The sequence below is a fragment of the Pantoea sp. JGM49 genome (assembly GCF_018257655.1).
Classification (GTDB): Bacteria; Pseudomonadota; Gammaproteobacteria; order Enterobacterales; family Enterobacteriaceae; genus Pantoea; species Pantoea communis.
Genome location: NZ_JAERJM010000011.1, coordinates 115,092 through 135,448, shown reverse-complemented (window position 1 = coordinate 135,448; position 20,357 = coordinate 115,092). Strand labels below are relative to the sequence as shown.

The window sequence follows — 20,357 nt, the reverse complement described above, 5'->3', positions numbered from 1 at the left end:
AAAAAAGCGACAGGGAAATGCGGATGGAGGGAAAAAAAGTGGATTTACGCGTGGCGCGCAACCTGATGCCATTCTGCGGGCGGCATAGCAACCGCCCCGACAGGATGGATTAGCAGAGTTCGAGATGGACTTCGTGTTGCTCAATCACCTTCAGCACGCTGGCAGGCGGCGTCTGATCGGTATACATGTAGTCAATCAGGCTCATATTCCCCAGGTTCACCATCGCATTACGGCCAAATTTCGAATGGTCCACCACCAACATCACGCAGCGTGAGTTTTCGATTATCGCGCGTTTGGTGCGGACTTCGTGGTAATCGAACTCCAGCAGTGAGCCATCCATATCGATGCCGCTGATGCCGAGAATGCCGTAATCGAGGCGAAACTGGGAGATGAAATCCAGCGTCGCTTCACCCATGATGCCGCCATCCCGCGTACGCACTTCGCCGCCAGCGATGATGACGCGGAAATCCGGCTTCGCCATCAGCAAAATCGCCACATTGAGGTTGTTGGTCACCACGCGCAGATTGTTGTGATTCAGCAACGCATGCGCCACCGCTTCCGGCGTAGTGCCGATATCGATAAACAACGTGGCACCATCCGGGATCTGGCTCGCCACACGCTCGGCGATGCGCGCTTTTTCCGCTGACCACATCATTTTGCGGTCCTGCCATGCGGTGTTTTCAGAGCTGGAAGGCAGCGCCGCGCCGCCGTGATGACGCTGAATTTTATTCTGATCGGCCAGATCGTTCAGGTCACGCCGAATGGTTTGCGGGCTCACCTCAAAGTGATCCACCAGCTCTTCCGTACTGACATATCCCTGGCGTCGCACCAAATCGATAATGGCGTCATGACGTTGCGTCTGCTTCACATCTCTCTCCTCGGCTCAGAGCCGTTTTCTTTTTATACCTGCTACCGACGAGCCACATTGCGCGTATCGACAAACGCCATGGCCAGGCCGACCAGCAAGCCGGTGACATGTGCAGCGTTAGCAATCGACAGCCCAAAAGCGCCGTACCAGCCAATAATCAGCCATACAATAGCGAAGCCCATCAGACCACGCTCCAGATAAATGCCACTTTCGGGATCGCGCTCGCCACGCAGCCAGCAATAACCCATCAGCGCATACACCACGCCCGATAGTCCGCCGAACAGCACACCGCTGAATTTGGCCTGCATCCAGCCGCTCAACAGCGCGGAAATGAGCATAATCACAAACAGCTTACCGCTGCCAATACGCTTTTCCACTGCGCCACCGAGATACCACCACCACATCAGATTGAACAGGATGTGCAGCAGTGAGAAGTGCAACAACGCATGGCTAAACCAGCGCCACACCTGGAAATACTGTGAGGAGTCAGCAGGCCACGCCAGCCAATCCAGCGCCACATCATCGCCAACAATCTGCATCATGATAAACACCGCCACGCAGGCGATCATGATCGTCATGGTGAGCGGACCTGCGCGTTCACGAATATTCGCCCAGATATTGCTGCGCTCGTAGCGCAAGCCACTCTCGGTACTGCCGGTGTGCCAACTGGCCGCCTGATAACGCGGATGGTTGGGATCGCGAATGAACTGTGCGAGTTCGTTTTCAACCATTGAAAGCTGCGTTTCGTCATCCAGCATAATGACATAGTGGCTTTCGCGCTCAATACGCAGCGTGACGCCACGTGTGGCCATATAGTCCACAAATGCCTGTGCCATGCGGGGATGGTTAAACTGGGTAATGCGCATCGTGCGTGCTCTCCTTCCTTTTAGGGATCGGCTCAGACGCTGCCAGTCGCAACCTGCGCTGGAAACGCACTACGCCAGGCGTCAAAACCGCCATCGATGCTATACGCGGCATTGAATCCCTGCCCTAACAGGAACTGTGCTGCACCTTTGCTGCTGTTGCCGTGATAGCACATCACCAGCACCGGCAGCTCATGATTCGCCTGCGCAATAAAGTCCGCCAGATTGTCGTTCGACAGATGTAACGAGCCTGTCGCGTGGCCCATGGCATAGCTTTGTGGGTCGCGAATGTCCACCAGCTGCGCGCCTTGTGCCAGGTGCTCGTTAGCCTGCTGAACCGAAATACATTCGAAGTTTTCCATGGTGTCTCTCATAAGGTCGTCACAATTAGCGCCTAGTTTAACCTGAGAATCCGTCGCGATAACCTGACAAAAGTTATGGCTATGGATTTTTTTTCCTGCAGGAATGTTAGCTATATCACGCAAAAATGTTTTTATTGAGTTAAGCGCTGGCATCAATGTTGGTTTCCGATTATTATTACGCTCGAAAACGAACATTTTAGAACTATTCCGAACATCGGAGGAGATGACGTGGAAACCAAAGACCTGATCGTGATCGGCGGCGGCATTAACGGAGCCGGCATTGCAGTGGACGCTGCAGGACGCGGACTGTCAGTGCTGATGCTGGAGGCGCGGGATTTGGCCTGTGCAACCTCCTCCAACAGCTCTAAATTAATCCACGGTGGCCTGCGCTACCTGGAACATTACGAATTCCGTCTGGTGGGCGAAGCGCTGGCTGAACGTGAAGTGCTGCTGAAAATGGCACCGCACATTGCCTTCCCAATGCGCTTCCGCTTGCCACATCGCCCGCATCTGCGTCCGGCGTGGATGATTCGCCTTGGCCTGTTTATGTACGACCGTCTGGGTAAACGCACCACTTTACCGGGCAGTAAAGGCCTGCGTTTTGGCGCGGAATCGGCCCTTAAGCCTGAGATTACGCGCGGATTCGAATATTCTGACTGCTGGGTGGATGATGCGCGTATGGTCGTGCTCAACGCGCAGGAAGTGGTGAAACAGGGCGGCGAAGTGCGCACCCGCACCCGCGTGACCCGTGCATGGCGTGAGAGTGGCCTGTGGATGGTGGAAGCGGAAGATATTGATACCGGCAAAACCTTCACGTGGCGTGCCAAAGGCCTGGTCAATGCCGCTGGACCTTGGGTAAAAGAATTCTTTGATGATGGCCTGAAGCTGAAATCGCCGTACGGTATTCGCCTGATCAAAGGCAGCCACATTGTGGTGCCGCGCGTACACCGTGAAAAGCAGGCTTATATCCTGCAGAACGAAGATAACCGTATCGTGTTTGTGATTCCGTGGATGGACGAGTTCTCTATCATCGGCACGACGGATGTGGAGTACAAAGGCGATCCGAAAGACGTGAAGATCGATGACAACGAAATCAGCTATCTGCTGAAAGTGTTTAACGGACACTTCAAACAGCAGCTGAGCAAAGATAACATCGTCTGGACTTATTCTGGTGTGCGTCCGCTGTGTGATGACGAATCGGATTCACCGCAGGCCATCACCCGTGATTACACGCTGGATGTGCATGACGACAATGGCCAGGCGCCGCTACTGTCGGTGTTTGGCGGTAAGCTCACCACCTATCGTAAGCTGGCAGAGCACGCGCTGGAAAAACTGGCGAAGTACTATCCCAACGCCGGCCCAGCCTGGACTAAATCAGCAGTACTGCCAGGCGGTGATTTCTCTGGCACCCGTGAAGATTACGCCGCAGGTCTGCGTCGTCGTTATCCGTTTATCAGCGAAGGCATGGCGCGCCACTTTGCCCGTACCTACGGTAGCCGCACCGAAGAACTGCTGGCAGGCGCAAGCAGTCTGGCGGATCTGGGCGAGAACTTCGGTCACGAGTTTTATGAAGCTGAATTGCGCTACCTGGTGAAAAATGAATGGGTGCGCGAACTGGATGACGCAATCTGGCGTCGTACCAAACAAGGTATGTGGCTGACAGAAGCCGAGCAGGCACGCATTCGTGAGTGGCTGGCGGTCAACGGTCAGAAACCGGCTCTGTCGCTGGCTTCATAATCCAGGCCAAATAGAAAGGCCGTTATCCTGTAAGGGATAACGGCCTTTTTTATTGTGTCTGATGGTCAAAAGAGCGCGATAAATCGCGCATCATTGAACTTATAAGCCGGTATTCTCGCGAATATATTTACGCGCTTTCACCGCATATTCGAACGGATTGGCCAGCGCCGGATCCTGCTCCGCTTCCACCACCATCCAGCCTTTGTAACCGTAATCGTCGAGGATTTTGAACACCGGTTTGAAATCAATCACGCCGTCGCCCGGCACGGTGAAGGTGCCTTTCTTCACGCCATCAAGGAATGACAGTGATTTTTCACGCACTTCAGCCACCACGCTGTCACGCACATCTTTCAGGTGCACGTGGAAAATACGTGGCAGATATTTGGTCAGCACATCCAGCATCGCCTGCTGTGAGCCTTCGGAGTAGTAGATGTGGCCAGTGTCATACAGCAGGCCGACATTCTGATTGGTTGATTCCATAAAGCGATCGATTTCCGCTGGGGTCTGAATGCCGGTCCCCATGTGATGGTGCAGCGTTACGCGCATGCCCTTCTTCGCCGCGATCTCAGCCAACTCGTTGTAGCCTTCCGCTGTCAGACGCCACTCTTCATCGGTGAATATCGGCTTCTGCTCCAGCACTGCCAGCGTGGTGCCCTGAATGCTTTTACTCTGCTCAGAGCAACCAATCACGCGCGCGCCCATGGCGTGCAGGAAGTTCATGTGCTGGGTGAACTCGTCGATGGTTTTCGCCTTGTCGCCGTTGGCGAAGAAGGTGCTGAACCAGGCATTGCAGATCTGAATACCACGAATTTCCAGCATCGGCTTCAGCACTGCCGGATCTTTCGGATATTTACTGCCGACTTCACTGCCGGTAAAGCCTGCCAGCGCCATTTCACTGACGGTCTGCTGGAAGGTGTTTTCGCTGCCCAGTTCTGGCATGTCATCGTTGGTCCAGCCGATTGGCGCAATCGCCAGTTTTACATTGTCTTTGTTCATTTCAATTCCCTGATTCTGAGAGAGAAGTGTTAGCGCACAGGCTCAGTTATTTGGCGTAAAAGTCTGGACGCGCTGGCATGGTCACCGGCTCGATAGCGCCGCTGTTCTGGGCTTTATGGCAGGCATCCGCCGCAACGGAGGCAGCAAAACCATCCCAGGCGGAAGGCCCGGTCAACTTGCCCGCTGTGGCGTCATTGATGAAAGCTTGCAGCTCAACGTCGTAAGCCTCGATAAAACGGTCTTTCCAGTCAGTGAGCAGCGCATTGCCGAGACGCGCGTTTTTACGCATCTGAATAGATGAAGGCTCAGGCAGTTTGGCAATGCCCTCTTCGCCCACCACTTCACACTGAATGTCGTAGCCGTATGCGCAGTTCACGAAGATCTCGACATCAATACGAATGCCCTTCTGGGTTTCGAACAGCACGATTTGCGGATCTTTCAATTTGGCATGGCTCTTCGAGGTGGAACGCGGGAACACCACCTGCACCGATTTATAATCGTCTTCGGTCAACCAGCGCAGCACGTCCAGCTCGTGAATCAGGGTGTTGGTGATTGCCATATCGGTGGTGTAATTTTCCCCCACGCTCTGGTTGCGGTGCGCACAGTGCAGCATCAGCGGCTCGCCGATTTCACCGTCAGTGATCACTTTCTTCAACGCGCGATAGCCTGAATCGTACGGACGCATAAAGCCCACCTGCACCAGGCGTTTACCGTGTTTGATTTCGGCATCAACGATGCGACGGCAGCCTTCGGCGCTCATCGCCAGCGGCTTCTCGCAGAACACGGGCTTGCCAGCAGCAATGGCGGCAAGGGTGAATTCTTCGTGGGTCGGATCCCATGATGTCACCAGAATGGCATCCACCTCCGGCGAGTTAATCACCTGATGACCATCCTGATACACCTCAGCTTCGATATTCAGACGCTGCAGCGCCGCGCGGGCCCCTTCCACGTTGATATCTGAAACCGCCACCACTTTCGCGCCCTGCAACACATTGTTGCAGCGACGAATGTGATCCTGACCAATTGCACCGGTACCAATTACACCGAGTTTGAGCGTCATAATTACACCTGTAGAGTCGGATAAGTATGCCCTTCATATTTCAAGATGCAGGTGCGTTGGCTGCTCTCGTTGGCCGCCTTCCTGATTCTCGAATTATTTGGGGGACATAGGGTTAAACAAGGCCGGCGAACGCCGGCCTAAAAAGGGTGTTAGTACTTACGTGCTTGTTCGATATGCACGTTAAGTTTGTCGGCCACTTCCTGCGTGCGTTCAGACGTTGAAGTCTGAGCCACACCAACGTGCCACCAGCTGAAATATTTGTGAATCATGGTTTTTGGCAGCACTTTGATGTCGAACAGCACTGAAACGGTCTGTTTCTGCGCGTCAATCAGTGCAGCTTCCAACTGTTCCAGCGTGGTAATGCGATAGGTTTTGCAACCGTAACCGCCCGCAATCGCCGCGAAATCGACCGGAATAAAGCCGCCATCCAGCTTGCCGCCTTCCGGGTTGCGGAAACGGAACTCGGTGGTGAAGCTGTCCATGCCGTGTTCCATCTGTAGGTTGTTAATACAGCCGTTGGTCATGTTATCCAGCAGCACCACGTTGATTTTCGCGCCTTCCTGAATCGAGGTGACCAGCTCGGAGTGCAACATCATGAACGAGCCATCTCCTACCATCACATAGACTTCACGCTGCGGCTGGGCCAGCTTCACGCCCAACGCGGCATTGACTTCGTAGCCCATACAGGAATAGCCGTATTCAACGTGGTACGAGTTGTAATCTTTGGTGCGCCACATGCGTTGCAGGTCGCCCGGCAGACTGCCCGCTGCCGCGACAATCACTGCATCCTTTGGGAGCTGCTCGTTTAAGGTGCCCAGCACGCTGCTCTGCGTCAGCACTGACCGCGTCAGGCGCTCAAACTCAGTAAACAGCGCTTCACGGTCAATGTGATCGGCGATTTCGGGAATAAAATCGTCGGTGTTATAAGTGGCGGCATACACACGCTGCGTCTCTTTCAGTAGCTTGCTTTGTGCCTGCTCAACCTGACCGCCCCAGTGGTTTTCAAAGCCTTTCAGGCCGCTTTCCAGTGCAGTCAAACCTTCACGTGCATCCGCTAACAGCTGCACTGCATCGAGCTTGTAGCTGTCGAAATTGCTGACGTTGATGTTGAGGTAGCTCACTTCAGGATTCTGGAAAATCCATTTCGAAGCGGTGGTGAAATCGGTGTAGCGCGTGCCGATCCCAATCACCAGGTCGGCTTCTTTCGCCAACAGGTTAGCAGCCAGACAGCCCGTTTCGCCGACGCCACCCACATTCAGCGGATGATCAGAAACAATGGTGCCTTTACCGGCCTGTGTTTCCGCAAACGGAATGTTAAAGCGTTCCGCGAATTTCAGCAGCGCGGCACCGGCATCGGAATATTTCAGACCGCCACCCACGATAATCAGCGGCTTGTGTTTACGCGCAATCAGCGACAGCGCATCTTCCAACTGAGCAGCTGTCGGCAGACGGCGATCCAGACGGTGCACACGTTTCTGGAAGAAATATTCCGGGAAGTCCCAGGCCTCACCCTGCACGTCTTGCGGCAGCGCGATGGTCACGGCACCGGTTTCCGCCGGATCGGTCAGCACACGCAAGGCATTAATACAGGCAGTCATCAGCTGTTCAGGACGGCTAACGCGGTCCCAGTATTTGCTCACCGCGCGGAAGGCATCATTGGTACTGATGCTGAGATCGTGGCTCTGCTCGATCTGCTGCAAAACGGGATCGGGCTGACGCGTGGCGAACACATCGCCCGGCAGCAGCAGTAAAGGAATGCGGTTCGCGGTCGCCGTAGCAGCTGCGGTGATCATGTTCGCCGCGCCCGGTCCCACTGAAGAGGTACAGGCAATAATCTGACGACGCAGCGACTGCTTGGCGAAACCAATCGCCGCATGCGCCATGCCCTGTTCATTACGACCCTGATGCACCACCAGATCGCCGCTGTCCTGCTCCAGCGCTTGCCCCAGTCCCAGCACGTTACCGTGGCCAAAAATGGCAAAAATGCCTTTCACAAATTTGGTTTCAACGCCGTCAACGTTCAGATACTGGTTATCAAGAAATTTCACCAGCGCCTGTGCCGTGGTAAGTCTGATTGTGCCCATATGCTTCTTCCTTTACATGCTGGTACCTGACGTGAGGTACAACGCGGTTCGGGTTTTCGCTGCCGTGACGGCACCCGCGGATAAGTGAAACGTGTGGCGATTATAAACAAATATTTTTTTCATTAAACGTAATTACAGAAGAAACATTTCATTTTGCGATGGAGATCAAATTCAGCGATGAAACGTTGCCAGCGAAGGCCGTTGCAGGGGAAAAAGTGAAATGACAAAATAGCATTTTAACAAGATAGCGAAATTTCATTTCACTTCAGTAGCTTCCTTTATTCACAGCCATTTTCCTGCGACCTGGCTCACAAGCCATAGCATCAGTGAAACCCATGCTAAACAGCATGCCGTGATAGCGCATTGTGCAGAGTTTTACCTGGGTCACAAAATCGCGACGGATGTTTCATTTCATATTGTATTTGGAATTTTTATTCCTCATACTGCCACCATAGCCAATCAGGCACCTTGAGAACCCGGAAGCATAGCGCTTCATGTTGGGCGTTTTCGCCCCAGTGTCTGCTTATCACAGAAGGAAACCACAGGTATGAGTACACAACAGAAGCGGCTTGATGTGATTTGTATCGGACGCATCGCCGTCGACCTCTACGGTCAGCAAATCGGATCACGTCTGGAAGATATGACCAGCTTTAATAAATATCTGGGCGGTTCTTCCGGTAACGTGGCCTATGGAACAGCCATTCAGGGCCTGAAATCAGCCATGCTGGCGCGCGTAGGGGATGAACATAACGGCCGCTTTCTGCGAGAAGAATTGCAGCGCGTGGGTTGTAACACCGATGGGCTGATCACCGATAAAAACCGCCTGACCGGTCTGGTGATCCTCGGTATTAAAGATGAGGATACCTTCCCACTGATCTTCTACCGCGACAACTGTGCCGATATGGGCCTGGTGCCGGATGACATTAAAGAGGAATTCATCACCTCTTCTCGCGCTGTCGCGGTCACCGGTACGCATCTTTCACATCCGCAAACCCGCGCGGCAGTACTGAAAGCGTTGGATATCGCCAAGCGAAATGGTCTGCGCACCGCACTGGATATCGATTATCGTCCGGTGCTGTGGGGGCTGACGTCACTGGGCGATGGCGAAACGCGTTTCGTTGAATCCGGTGAAGTCACGAAACAACTGCAGGAAGTGCTGCACTATTTCGATTTGGTGGTAGGAACGGAAGAAGAGTTCCATATTGCCGGCGGCAGTACGGATACGCTGACAGCACTGAAAAATGTGCGCCAGGCAAGTAAAGCCACGCTGGTCTGTAAACGTGGACCGCTGGGGTGCGTGGTGTTTGAAGGTGATATCCCGGACAGCTGGGAGCAGACAAAATTGCAAACCGGCGTTCGCGTTGAAGTCCTGAACGTGCTGGGTGCAGGCGATGCCTTTATGTCTGGCCTGCTGCGCGGCTGGCTGAATGATGAAAGCTGGGAACAGGCTTGCCGCTACGCCAACGCCTGTGGTGCGCTGGTGGTTTCACGCCATGGTTGCGCGCCGGCGATGCCAACCAAAGAAGAGCTGGACGATTTCCTCGGTCGCGACAAAGACGTAAAACGCCCGGATCTGGATGCGCGTCTCAACCATCTGCACCGCGTCACCACGCGTAAACAACAGTGGCCAGAACTCAATGTGTTCGCGTTCGACCATCGCAAACAGCTGGCCGATATGGCCCGTGAAGCAGGCGTCAGTGAAGATAAGATCCCACAGTTGAAACTGCTGCTGTTGCAGGCGGCGCAGGAAGCGGCCAATGAAGCAGGCTTAAATGAGAAGAGTGGGATTCTGGCGGATACCACCTACGGCCAGAAAGCACTGAACGCGATTACCGGTAAAAACTGGTGGATTGGCCGTCCGATCGAACTGCCAAGCTCGCGTCCCCTGCGTCTGGAGCACGGTAACATCGGCTCGCAACTGGTCGACTGGCCAGCAGAGCACGTGGTGAAATGCCTGGTGTTCTACCATCCGCACGACAGCGCCGAGCTGCGTAAAGAGCAGGATGAACTGGTACTTGATGTGTGGAACGGCTGTAACAAGAGCGGGCATGAGCTGCTGCTGGAACTGATTCTGCCGGAGAGCAATCCGGACCGTAATGAATCGTACTATTACGACATGCTGAGCCACTTCTATAGCCTGGGCATTCAGCCGGACTGGTGGAAACTGCCACCGCTGTCGGCAGAGAGCTGGCAGGCTATCAGCGGGTTGATCGAACAGAACGATCCCCACTGCCGCGGCATTCTGCTGCTCGGCCTTGATGCGCCGGAAGAGACGCTGAAAGCCGGTTTCGCCGCTGCAGCGCAGGCACCGTGGGTCAAAGGCTTCGCCGTCGGCCGTACCATCTTCGGTCAACCGTCACGTCAGTGGCTCAACGGCGAGCTGGATGACAAAGCGCTGATTGAAACGGTGAAAGGCAACTATCTGCGACTGATTGGTTACTGGCGCGCCGCGCGTGGCTGATTGGCGTTAAAGCAGTACCAAAGCGGCTCATTAGGGCCGCTTTTTTTATGGGCATCAGCACTGCCGCTAATCACTTCTTTTTGTGAGGCATTTCATAAACCGATGAAATAAGCGTCACGATAGCGTCAAACAAATGAAATTTTCCATCCATCTGGTACTATAGCGCTCATTATCCAGCCATATTTTCATTTTTTGACGGGCCGAAGTCATGACCAACAATCCAACCCAATTAACCTTGTTACAGGACGATATCCGTCGTCGCTATGAGACGCTGAGTAAACGCCTGAAGCAGGTGGCTCGTTATATTCTTGATAACAGCAACAGCATTGCATTCGATACCGTGGCTTCCATCGCGCAACAGGCCGATGTGCCGCCCTCCACGCTGATCCGCTTTGCCAACGCCTTTGGTTTCAGCGGTTTCAACGAAATGAAACAGGTTTTCCGTCAGCACCTGATGGAAGAAACCGTGAACTACACCGAGCGTGCTCGCCTGTTCCGCCAGACTGCCACTGATGACAGCGCCAGCTCGCCTGAAAGCCCGGTAGAAATCCTCAACGTCTTTACTATGGTGAACAGCCAGGCATTGCAGCAGTTAGCGATGCAGGTCAATCCGGACCAGCTGAATAAAGCGGTCAAGATGCTGGATGAAGCGGAGAATATCTACATCATTGGCCTGCGTCGCTCCTTCAGCGTTGCGTCCTATCTGGTGTATGCGCTGCGCCATCTGGAGCGTCGTGCGTTTCTGATCGACGGTCTCGGCGGCATGTTCACCGAGCAGTTGAGCATGGTGAATCCCAAAGATGTGGTGATTGCCATTAGCTACTCGCCGTATGCGCGTGAAGCGGTTGAGCTGGTTGAGTTGGGTGCCAAGCGCGGCGCACATCTGATTGCTATTACCGACAGCCAGGTGAGCCCACTAGCCGCCTTCAGCGATGTGTGCTTTGTGGTGCGCGAAGCGCAGGTGGATGGCTTCCGTTCGCAGGTGGCCTCCCTCTGCCTGGCGCAGACGCTGGCGGTTTCATTAGCGCTCAATAATACCGGCACCGGCGAATAACTTCGCCAGATGTTGTACATCAAAAAGGGCAGCCATTTGGCTGCCCTTTTTACATTTGTCATTCATATCTTGCGGTGTGCTGCCAGATGCACATCACTGTGCACCCAACGACAAGCGTATCGCTAGTCGGTAGCGTCGCCATTATGGCGACCTGCGACTTTATTTGCTGCGCGGGTACTTATCGCTGTTCACCCAGGCGTGATCTTTCTCCCAGGTAAACTTCCACAAACGCACCGGACCGGCCATCACGTTCAGATAGTAATTGTCGTAACCCGCAATGGTGGCCACCGGATGGTAGCCACGCGGGACGGTCACCACATCGCGGTTATACGGCGCCATGCACTCGTCAAGTGAACGGTCGTCGGTATACACGCGCTGCATCGCGAAGCCTGGCTCAGGATCGAAACGGTGATAGTAGGTCTCTTCCAGATAGGTCTCATCCGGACTGGTTTTCTGGTCGTGCTTATGGCTGGGGTACGAACTGGTCGCACCCTCGTCGGTATACACTTCCACCACCAGCAGGCTGTCCGCTTCTTTGTTGTCCGGCAAAATGTTGTGCACCAGACGCTGGTTGCGTCCTTTACCACGCTGCTCCACCCCCACATCTTCCGGTGCAATCAGGCGTGCAGGCAGATTGCCTTTGCTCGGTGCATTACACACCGCCAGCTCCAGATCGCTATCGGCGTAGACTTCTACTACATCATCGTGCGGCACATACACCGAGTACGGTGGAATACGCTCGAACGGTGACAGGCGCTTACCCAGGTTCGGGAACTCCGCGTTGCGGGTTTTTACCGAGGCAAAACCCGCCACCAACACCAGACACAGTTCTTTATCGCCGCTGCTGAGCTTTAGGCTCTGGCCCTTCTTCAGCAGGTAGGCATCAAAGCCGACGTACTCCCAGCCCGCACTTTCTGGCGTGACGTGCTGGATACGACCATTACTGTCTGGCTGCTGCGCTTTCGAAATCAAAGACATCATCGATCTCCTAAGTTAAGCGAGATTAGCCCAGCGTTGGCATGCTGAACTCTGAAACAGTCTGCTGACCGCTCGGCCAGCGCACGGTGGCGGTTTTCATGCGGGTGTAGAAACGCACACCGTCTGGACCGTGCACGTTCAGCGCACCAAACACCGAACGCTTCCAGCCACCGAAGCTGTGGAACGCCATTGGCACTGGCACCGGCACGTTAACACCCACCATGCCCGCTTCCACGTTCTGCACAAACTCACGCGCGGTGTGGCCGTTGCTGGTGAAGATGGCACTGCCGTTACCGAATTCATGGCTGTTGACCAGCTTCAGTGCACTGTCAAAATCAGTAGAACGCATGATGCTCAATACCGGCCCGAAGATCTCTTCACGCCAGATCACCATGTCCGGGGTCACGTTATCAAACAGGGTGCCGCCCACGTAATAACCCTCTTCATGGCCTGCGACTTTTACACCACGACCATCTACCACCAGTTTTGCGCCCTCGGCTTCACCCTTGTCGATGTAGCCCAGCACTTTCTTCTGATGCGCCGCAGAAACCACCGGGCCCATTTCGTTCTCTTCAGCACCTTTTTGGATACCGGGGCCGATGCGCAGCGCTTTGATCAGCGGAGTCAGACGCGCAATCAGTTTGTCAGCAGTATCATTGCCCACTGCAACAACCACAGGCAGCGCCATGCAACGCTCACCGGCAGAACCAAACGCGCCGCCCATGATGGCATTCACAGTGGCATCCAGATCGGCATCTGGCATCACGATGGCGTGGTTTTTCGCCGCACCAAACGCCTGCACACGTTTGCCGTGGGCGCTGGCGGTTTTGTAGATATGCTCGGCCACGCCGGAAGAACCGACGAAGCTCACTGCCGCAATACGCGGATCTTTGTACAGCTGCTCAGCGTCTTCGTTAGAGGAGTGCACCACGTTGAACACGCCATCCGGTAGGCCCGCTTCTTTCAGCAGTTCAGCCATACGCACAGAGGCTGATGGATCCAGCGCCGGTGGCTTCAGGATAAAGGTGTTACCGCACGCCAGGGCGATAGGGAACATCCACAGTGGCACCATCGCCGGGAAGTTGAATGGCGTGATACCCGCCACCACACCAACCGGCTGCATCAGCGAGTAGCTATCCACGCCGGTGCCGACGCTTGGTGAGTTTTCACCTTTAATCAGATGCGGGATTCCGCAGGCAAACTCGATCACTTCGATACCGCGCGTCAGCTCACCCAACGCATCCGACCACACTTTACCGTGCTCAGACACGATCAGCGCAGCCAGTTCGTCACGGTGTTTTTCCATCAGTGCTTTGAAGTTGAACATCACACGGGCACGACGCAGCGGCGCTGTTTTCGACCATTCAGGGAACGCGGCATGGGCGATTTCGATCGCTTTTTCCACTTCAGCAGCGGTGCTCTGCGTGAGTTCACGCGCGACCTTGCCGGTGGCTGGATCGTATACCGGGATGGTTTCATTGCTGGCGCTGTGGGTAATCTTGCCGCCGATAAAGTTTCCTACGATAGTCATGTCGTTGCCTCTTTGATGTGAAGTTCCCTGCAGGCAGTCGGTTATCACTGCAACGCCACCTGACCAGGCAATACGAAAAGCGTGCTATGAAGCTATTACAATGAAATAAATTTTTCAAATACTTCTTTTTGGAAAATTTCCTTTTAGCGGCATGGATCGCATTTTTCCCGCCTTCCCTGCAGCAAGGCCGCAAACCTCGCTCGATCGGCGCCCTGCCTCTCTTGCCGACACGCAATCATAACCCTCTGTGACCACACAATTTCCACTGAGATCACGCCAGCATGATGTTACGCGAAACGAAATATGAAATTTTTGCGAGGAAGATCCAATATCTGATATTTCATAATTCACTAACAATGAAATAAATGTTTTCTTTGCAGCATCTGAACCGTATCCTATTACAGGAGCCACACATGGCCATCGATCCAACCCGTTTCTGTATCAACCGTAAAATTGCGCCCGCGCTCTCTCTTGAAGCTTTTTTCCAGTTAGTTCAGCGACTGGGTTTGAGTAAAGTGGAACTGCGTAACGATATGCCGGGCGGCAAGGTCACCGATGGTCTGAGCGCATCGCAGCTGCGATCGCTGGCGGATAAGTATCACATCGAGATCGAGACCATTAACGCGCTTTATCCGTTTAACCGCCCTGATGACGCGCTGTTGAGCAAAGCCGAAGCGATGTTGCAAGAAGCGAAAGCCATTGGAGCCAAAGCGCTGGTGATGTGCCCATTGAACGAGGGTATTGCCATCGCACCAGAGAAAACGCTGGAGGCGTTGCAGATCCTGGCATCGCGCTTCGCTGAATACGGTATTCAGGGGCTGGTTGAGCCACTGGGCTTCCCGGTGAGTTCACTGCGCTCTGCGGTGCAGACGCAAAAGCTGATTAAGCAGGCGGGCGTGCCGTTTAAATTGCTGTTGGATACCTTCCATCATCACCTTTACGAGAACGCCGAGCAGGAGTTCCCGCAGGAGATTGAGGTGAACCAGATTGGCTTAGTGCATCTCTCAGGCGTGGAAGATACCCGCCCAACGGCTGCACTGACGGATGAAGAGCGCATTATGCTGAGCGACCGCGATGTGCTGAACAGCGTGGCGCAAGTGAAGCGTCTGGAGATGCTGGGCTATAAGGGCATTTACGCCTTTGAGCCATTCTCCTCGGAGCTGGAGAAGTGGGGCGCGAAAGAGATTGAGCGCGAGATTCGCCAGAGTATTGAGTTGCTGCAAGCCTGATTTATAACGGCGGCCGAGGGTGTGTGCCGCCGTTTCCCCTACCCTTATCTGTGTCCATAACAAGACACACTTTGTTAGTGTTGGCCTCGGTCGGAGGCCCTTTTTTCCATCCTCGTCATATTTTACGTCATAGCTGCGTTGGCCGCGTTTGTGCGCCCCAGTCACTTACGGACGTAAGCTCCTGAGGACTTACAAACTTGCCGCCTTGCTCTGACGTAAACTATTTAGAGGATGCCTGAGCGATTGACATGAATAATTTGAGGATGCCTTATTGATTGAAAATTAGGCATTTTCCTTGATCTCCACGCCCGTTTCTTGTGGCAGCCGCTTCATCATGCGTAGCGTGCAGAACAGCGCCAGACATACCAGCAGCGCGGTGAGCAGATAGACCAGCGACACCCCGGCGTAACTCATGATAAAACCCGCAATCGGTCCGGTGATACCTAGCGACAAATCCATAAACGCCGTGTAGGTCGCCAGCGCGCTGCCCTGATTCTGCTGGGGCACCACTTTCACCGCCACCACACCAATCGCCGGGAACACCAGCGAGAAACCTGCACCGGTCAGAAACGCCCCCATTTTCGCCATCCACGGATCGAACGATCCCGCCACCAGAAACAGTCCGACCGCTTCAACGGCAAAACAGATGCTGGCGACGCGCAAGCCACCGAGCTTATTAATCGCGTTGGGGAACAGCAGACGCGTACCGACAAAGGCGGCGCTGAACATCGTTAAGGCAAAGGCGGCACCATCCCAGCCCTTATCCTGATAGAACAGGGTGATAAAGGTAGCGATCACGCCAAAACCTGCCGATCCCATCGCCAGAATCAGGCCGAAGCCGTAGATTTTGCCCAGCACATCGCGGAACGGCAGCGGTTTGGCTTTGCTGCCTTTCACTGGCGCACGCGGCAGTGCCAGCGCAATCGCCAGCACGCAGATGGCAATGATGATGCCCGAAAGCAGCAGTAAACCGCCGCTGCGGAAAATCACCACACCGAGCGGCGCACCGATCGCCATCGCGCCGTAGGTGACAATACCGTTCCAGGAAATCACCCGGCCAATATGCAGCGACCCAACGCGCGCCACACCCCACAGTGACGTGCCGGTGCCCGAGAAACTTTGCCCCACGCCCAGTATCACGCGCCCCAGACACAGCAAAATCAGACTGAGCACGCCCTGCCCTTCAGTCAGTGCCGAGAGCAAAATACAGATGCCGCTGATCAGGCAACCCACCAGCCCCACCACCACCACTTTCTTTGGCCCCCACATGTCTGCATAGCGACCCGCATGCGGACGGCTTAATAGCGTGGCGATGTACTGCAGGCTGATCACGACCCCAGCCCAAAAGGCGCTGTAGCCCAATCCGTCATGGACAAAGCCCGGCAGCACCGCCAACGGCAGGCCAATCGTGAGATAGCTGGCGAAGTTGAACTTCACAATGGAGAGGATCAGAAGATTCAGGCGAAGTCGGCCGTGTTCAGGGGCCGCGGCAGGCTGGTCAGGCATGAGTGATTGCGCTCGTGGGTGACTAAATATTTGTATAGAAGGCTAACTATACGCCTTTTCCTGCGTACTGCATCCGGTGATCGCCCTAATTTGTGGTCATCATTTCGTCATATCGCCCACTTACACTCGCGCCCATCAAATCCCAAAGAGGATACACAATCTGATGCTGCTCCTGATTTGCTGTCAGGCGCGCGTGCCACAGTGCCACTCCTTTGCCGGAGGTGGCCAGTGACGCATGCCGTGCCTATCGAACTGAAAAATCTCAGATGGTCAGTGAACAATCTGACGATTCTGCACGATCTGTCCCTGACGATTCCCGCAGGCGAAATCCTTGCGCTACTCGGCCCGAGCGGCTGTGGCAAAAGCACGCTGCTGAAACTACTGGCGGGCCTGCTGCAACCCACGGCAGGCGAGTTGTGGATTGGCGATCGCTGCGCTGCCTCCGCGCGTCATTGCGATGCGCCGGAGATGCGCAACCTCGGCATGGTTTTCCAGGATTACGCTCTGTGGCCGCATATGACCGTGGCACAAAACGTGGCGTTTCCGCTGCGCATGCGCGGTGTGAAAAAAGCGGCTGCACGTGAACAGGCCGATGCGGCGCTGGCGCAGGTCGGCCTGGCTGATTTTGGCGATCGCAAACCGGCGTTGCTCTCTGGCGGACAGCAGCAGCGCGTCGCCCTCGCCCGCGCTTTGGTCGCTAAACCGGCGATTTTGTTGTTCGACGAACCGCTCTCCAATCTTGACCGCGACCTGCGTGAAACCCTGGTGCACACCATGGCGGATTTACTGCGCAGCGCGGGCATTACCGCTGTTTATGTCACGCATGACCGCGAGGAAGCCAACACGCTCGCCGACCGCATTATTCACCTGGCACAGGGCCAGATTGTTTCCGTTACTCACCTCTCAGGGGACCGCAATGCCATCTCTCAAGTCAGTTAAAACAGGAGCCATCAGCGCGATGATTTTGACCTCCGCTATGATGATCAACGATGCCCAGGCACTGACGGTGTACACCGCCGGTCCGGGTTCGCTATCAAAAAGTCTGGCCACCGGATTCGAAAAGCAAACCGGTATTAAAGTGAATATCTTCCAGGCCACCACCGGCAAAGTGATGGCGCGTCTGGAAGCCGAACAGGCTAATCCGCAAGCCGATGTGCTGATCTCTGCCTCATGGGATACCGCTGAAGATCTGCAACATCGTGGCTGGCTGTTGCCGTACGAAAGCGCCAATGCCGCTAAAGTGCCGGATCAGTTCAAAACGGCCAACTACGTGGCACAGGGCATTTCCGCGCTCGGCATCGTGTGGAACACCAAGAGCGGCACGCCAGAGCCAAAAACCTGGCAGGATCTGACTGCACCCGCGTTTAAAGACAAAGTCACCACCCCCGATCCGGTACTCTCTGGTGCTTCACTCGATCTGCTGATTGGCCTGCAAAACAGCGAGGGTGAAAAAGCCTGGCAGCTGTTTGACCAGTTAAAAGCCAACGGCATGGTGATGAGCGGCCCGAATGCCCAGGCGGTGACGCCAGTATTGCAGGGTGCGAAAGCGGCGGTGTTTGGTGCAGTGGATTACGTCACCTATAACAACATTGCGCAGGGTGAAAGCGTCAAAGTGATCTTCCCGGAAAACGGCACCGTGGTGGCCCCGCGCCCGATGATGATTCTGAAAAGCAGCCAACATGCCGATGATGCGAAGAAGTTCGTCGATTATGTGCTGTCGGATGAAGGCCAGGAGCAGGTCGCGAAGGCCTGGTTGATGCCGGCGCGTACCGATATCAAAGCCCAGCGTCCGCTGTTCACCGAGATCAAACTGCTGCCCGCCAATAGCGATGGCAGCAGCGAGCGCTCGGCGGTGCTGAAGCGCTTTGGCGCCCTGTTCGGGCAGTAAATGATGTCGCGTGCCCTGAATGGATTGATTCTGCTGGCGCTGATGCTGCTGGTGGCACTGCCGCTGCTGTTTATCGTGCTACAGGCACTGTTTCCACAGCTTGGCGAGGGGAACTGGAGTGGGGCTTTCAGCGCGTTACCGGCGCTGTTTGAAGATCCCCAGCTGGTTCCGATGTGGCTGGGCACGCTGAAAATCGGCGGCGGCGTGGCGCTGTGCAGTTTGCTGCTGGGCTTACCGCTCGGCGCACTGCGCGGCCTGTTCCGTCTGCCGGGGGCGGCAATGTGGGATCTGCTGTTTCTGATCCCCTTCCTCACCCCGCCCTATATCGTGGCGCTGTCATGGACGCTGGCACTGCAACGCAACGGCTATCTGCAACAACTCACTGGCTTCAACCTTGATAGCCTGCTGTTTAGCAGCACCGGCATGACGCTGGTGATGACGCTGAATATCTTCCCGGTGGTCTACTTTGCGGTATCGCGTTCATTGATGGCGAGCGGTCAACGCCTCGCCTGGGTGGCTCGCGTGCACGGCGCATCAGCCTGGCGCGCTTTTGCCCAGATCACATTGCCGCTGACACTGCCAGCGTTAGCCGGTGGCGTGCTGCTGGCATTCACGCTGGCGATTGAAGAGTACGGCGTGCCTGCGGCGCTCGGCACTCAGGCGCATCTGACGTTGATGACGGTCGGTATCGAAACCAAACTGGCGGACTGGCCAATCGATTTACCGGGCGCGGCATCGCTCTCGTTGATGCTGAGCCTGGTGGCGCTCACCGCCTGGTTCCTGCAACGCAAACTGACCGGCAGCAGCGATGTCACGGCCGTTAACGGCAAACCGGTGGTGCAGGAGCTTGCCGAGGGCGGGCGCTGGCTGCCGCTGATGTTGCTGCCGTTTATCCTCACCGTTTTACTCGCCGTGGTACTGCCGCTGGGCGCAATGACGCTGAGTGGATTACTGAATACCCTTTCCGGCGGCCTGCATCTGGATAACCTGACGCTGCGCCACTTCGGCGCGCTGTTCAGTCAGCAAGGGGATGCGTTAGCGGCCTTCTCCACCAGCATTGGGCTGGCGCTGAGCGCAGCACTGCTTACTGGGCTGCTCGGTTTCCTGATTGCCTGGCGCGTGTCAGAAGGAAAAACGCGCCTGCTGGCGATGATGGACGGCCTGGCGTTGCTGCCTGCCGCCATGCCCGGCGTGGTGGTCGGCGTCGGCTTGATTCTGCTGTGGAACCGCGGCTTCTGGCCGGTTTCCCCTTACAACACAATGTTTATTCTGCTGCTTTCCTACAGCTGCCTGCTGCTGCCTTGGCCGGTACGCTATGTCAGCAGTGCGCTGCGCCAACTGGCCCCCACGCTGGAACCGGCGGCGCGCGTGCACGGCGCGTCACGCTTACAGGCGCTGCGCCTGATCGTCCTGCCGCTGGTCGCACCGAGTCTGCTGGCCGCGATGATGATGGTGTTTGCCGTAGCATCGCGCGAACTGGTGACCTCGCTGCTGCTGGCACCCGCCGGGACGCAAACCGTGGCGATTTTTATCTGGCGTCAGTTCGAGCAAGGTTCCGTGGGGCAAGGGATGGCGATGGCCACCGTGACACTGCTTGCCAGCCTCACCCTGATGCTGGGCGCCACAGCGCTAATGCAACGTCAGGGGAAATAACACACTGACGTTTCGCTTATTCCTAAATAAACAATCACTTACTTTCGTTCAACTACACTCTCCTGAGCCATTGATGACTCAGGAGAG

General features: G+C 55.4%; 16 protein-coding genes. 7 read left to right on the top strand and 9 right to left on the bottom strand.

Translation table 11 applies throughout. The annotated features are described in order from the left end of the window. Positions 1-109: 109 nt before the first annotated feature. From JK231_RS18640 to glpE, 3 genes are read right to left on the bottom strand one after another with little or no spacing between them, the layout of a single operon-like run. Positions 110-868, bottom strand: a complete 759-nt coding sequence (locus tag JK231_RS18640) for a DeoR/GlpR family transcriptional regulator (RefSeq protein ID WP_034819687.1) — start codon at positions 866-868, stop codon at positions 110-112. Positions 869-909: 41 nt separating this feature from the next. Continuing rightward, complete coding sequence (gene glpG, locus JK231_RS18635; protein ID WP_160833803.1) at positions 910-1,734, bottom strand: rhomboid family intramembrane serine protease GlpG; 825 nt, start codon at positions 1,732-1,734, stop codon at positions 910-912. Between the two features lie 32 nt (positions 1,735-1,766). Continuing rightward, positions 1,767-2,093 (bottom strand): thiosulfate sulfurtransferase GlpE, encoded by a 327-nt coding sequence (glpE, locus tag JK231_RS18630; RefSeq protein ID WP_211729226.1) that lies wholly within the window; start codon positions 2,091-2,093, stop codon positions 1,767-1,769. 228 nt (positions 2,094-2,321) lie between these two features. Here glpE and glpD point away from each other — a divergent pair, with 228 nt between their 5' ends. Further along, positions 2,322-3,830, top strand: a complete 1,509-nt coding sequence (gene glpD, locus JK231_RS18625) for a glycerol-3-phosphate dehydrogenase (protein ID WP_211729225.1) — start codon at positions 2,322-2,324, stop codon at positions 3,828-3,830. Between the two features lie 99 nt (positions 3,831-3,929). Here the strand turns inward: glpD and iolE are convergent, their stop codons facing one another. The 3 genes from iolE to iolD all read right to left on the bottom strand — a co-directional run bounded on the left by iolE (position 3,930) and on the right by iolD (position 7,970). Further along, on the bottom strand, positions 3,930-4,826 hold the full coding sequence (gene iolE, locus JK231_RS18620) for a myo-inosose-2 dehydratase (RefSeq protein ID WP_034819699.1): 897 nt from the start codon (positions 4,824-4,826) through the stop codon (positions 3,930-3,932). A gap of 46 nt (positions 4,827-4,872) precedes the next feature. Next, complete coding sequence (locus tag JK231_RS18615; protein ID WP_038644253.1) at positions 4,873-5,886, bottom strand: Gfo/Idh/MocA family oxidoreductase; 1,014 nt, start codon at positions 5,884-5,886, stop codon at positions 4,873-4,875. Between the two features lie 149 nt (positions 5,887-6,035). Then, complete coding sequence (gene iolD, locus JK231_RS18610; RefSeq protein WP_211729224.1) at positions 6,036-7,970, bottom strand: 3D-(3,5/4)-trihydroxycyclohexane-1,2-dione acylhydrolase (decyclizing); 1,935 nt, start codon at positions 7,968-7,970, stop codon at positions 6,036-6,038. A gap of 547 nt (positions 7,971-8,517) precedes the next feature. Here iolD and iolC point away from each other — a divergent pair. Both iolC and JK231_RS18600 read left to right on the top strand, forming a co-directional pair. Continuing rightward, positions 8,518-10,431 carry a 5-dehydro-2-deoxygluconokinase gene (gene iolC / locus JK231_RS18605; protein WP_034819708.1) on the top strand — a complete coding sequence of 638 codons (1,914 nt, stop codon included), beginning with the start codon at positions 8,518-8,520 and terminating at the stop codon, positions 10,429-10,431. A 208-nt stretch (positions 10,432-10,639) separates the two neighbouring features. Beyond that, positions 10,640-11,485, top strand: a complete 846-nt coding sequence (locus JK231_RS18600; protein WP_034819711.1) for a MurR/RpiR family transcriptional regulator — start codon at positions 10,640-10,642, stop codon at positions 11,483-11,485. A gap of 159 nt (positions 11,486-11,644) precedes the next feature. Here JK231_RS18600 and iolB read toward each other — a convergent pair whose 3' ends face one another. Then, complete coding sequence (gene iolB, locus JK231_RS18595) at positions 11,645-12,463, bottom strand: 5-deoxy-glucuronate isomerase (RefSeq protein WP_211729223.1); 819 nt, start codon at positions 12,461-12,463, stop codon at positions 11,645-11,647. Positions 12,464-12,488: 25 nt separating this feature from the next. Further along, positions 12,489-13,994, bottom strand: coding sequence for a CoA-acylating methylmalonate-semialdehyde dehydrogenase (locus JK231_RS18590; RefSeq protein ID WP_038644250.1), 1,506 nt, complete (start codon positions 13,992-13,994; stop codon positions 12,489-12,491). Positions 13,995-14,407: 413 nt separating this feature from the next. On the opposite strand from JK231_RS18590, the gene JK231_RS18585 reads away from it, so the two are divergent. Further along, positions 14,408-15,223: a TIM barrel protein gene (locus JK231_RS18585; RefSeq protein ID WP_097119388.1), complete on the top strand. Its 816-nt coding sequence runs from the start codon at positions 14,408-14,410 to the stop codon at positions 15,221-15,223. 282 nt (positions 15,224-15,505) lie between these two features. Here JK231_RS18585 and JK231_RS18580 read toward each other — a convergent pair whose 3' ends face one another. Further along, positions 15,506-16,729, bottom strand: a complete 1,224-nt coding sequence (locus JK231_RS18580) for an MFS transporter (RefSeq protein WP_211729222.1) — start codon at positions 16,727-16,729, stop codon at positions 15,506-15,508. Between the two features lie 228 nt (positions 16,730-16,957). Here JK231_RS18580 and JK231_RS18575 point away from each other — a divergent pair, with 228 nt between their 5' ends. The 3 genes from JK231_RS18575 to JK231_RS18565 are packed head-to-tail and all read left to right on the top strand — an operon-like array spanning position 16,958 to position 20,270. Further along, complete coding sequence (locus JK231_RS18575) at positions 16,958-17,668, top strand: ABC transporter ATP-binding protein (RefSeq protein WP_045814084.1); 711 nt, start codon at positions 16,958-16,960, stop codon at positions 17,666-17,668. After that, complete coding sequence (locus JK231_RS18570) at positions 17,646-18,617, top strand: ABC transporter substrate-binding protein (RefSeq protein ID WP_176505805.1); 972 nt, start codon at positions 17,646-17,648, stop codon at positions 18,615-18,617. The genes JK231_RS18575 and JK231_RS18570 overlap by 23 nt, the downstream gene beginning before the upstream one ends. Further along, a complete protein-coding gene (locus tag JK231_RS18565; RefSeq protein WP_211729221.1) occupies positions 18,618-20,270 on the top strand; it encodes an iron ABC transporter permease in 1,653 nt (550 codons plus the stop codon). The last annotated feature ends 87 nt before the right edge of the window (positions 20,271-20,357 follow it).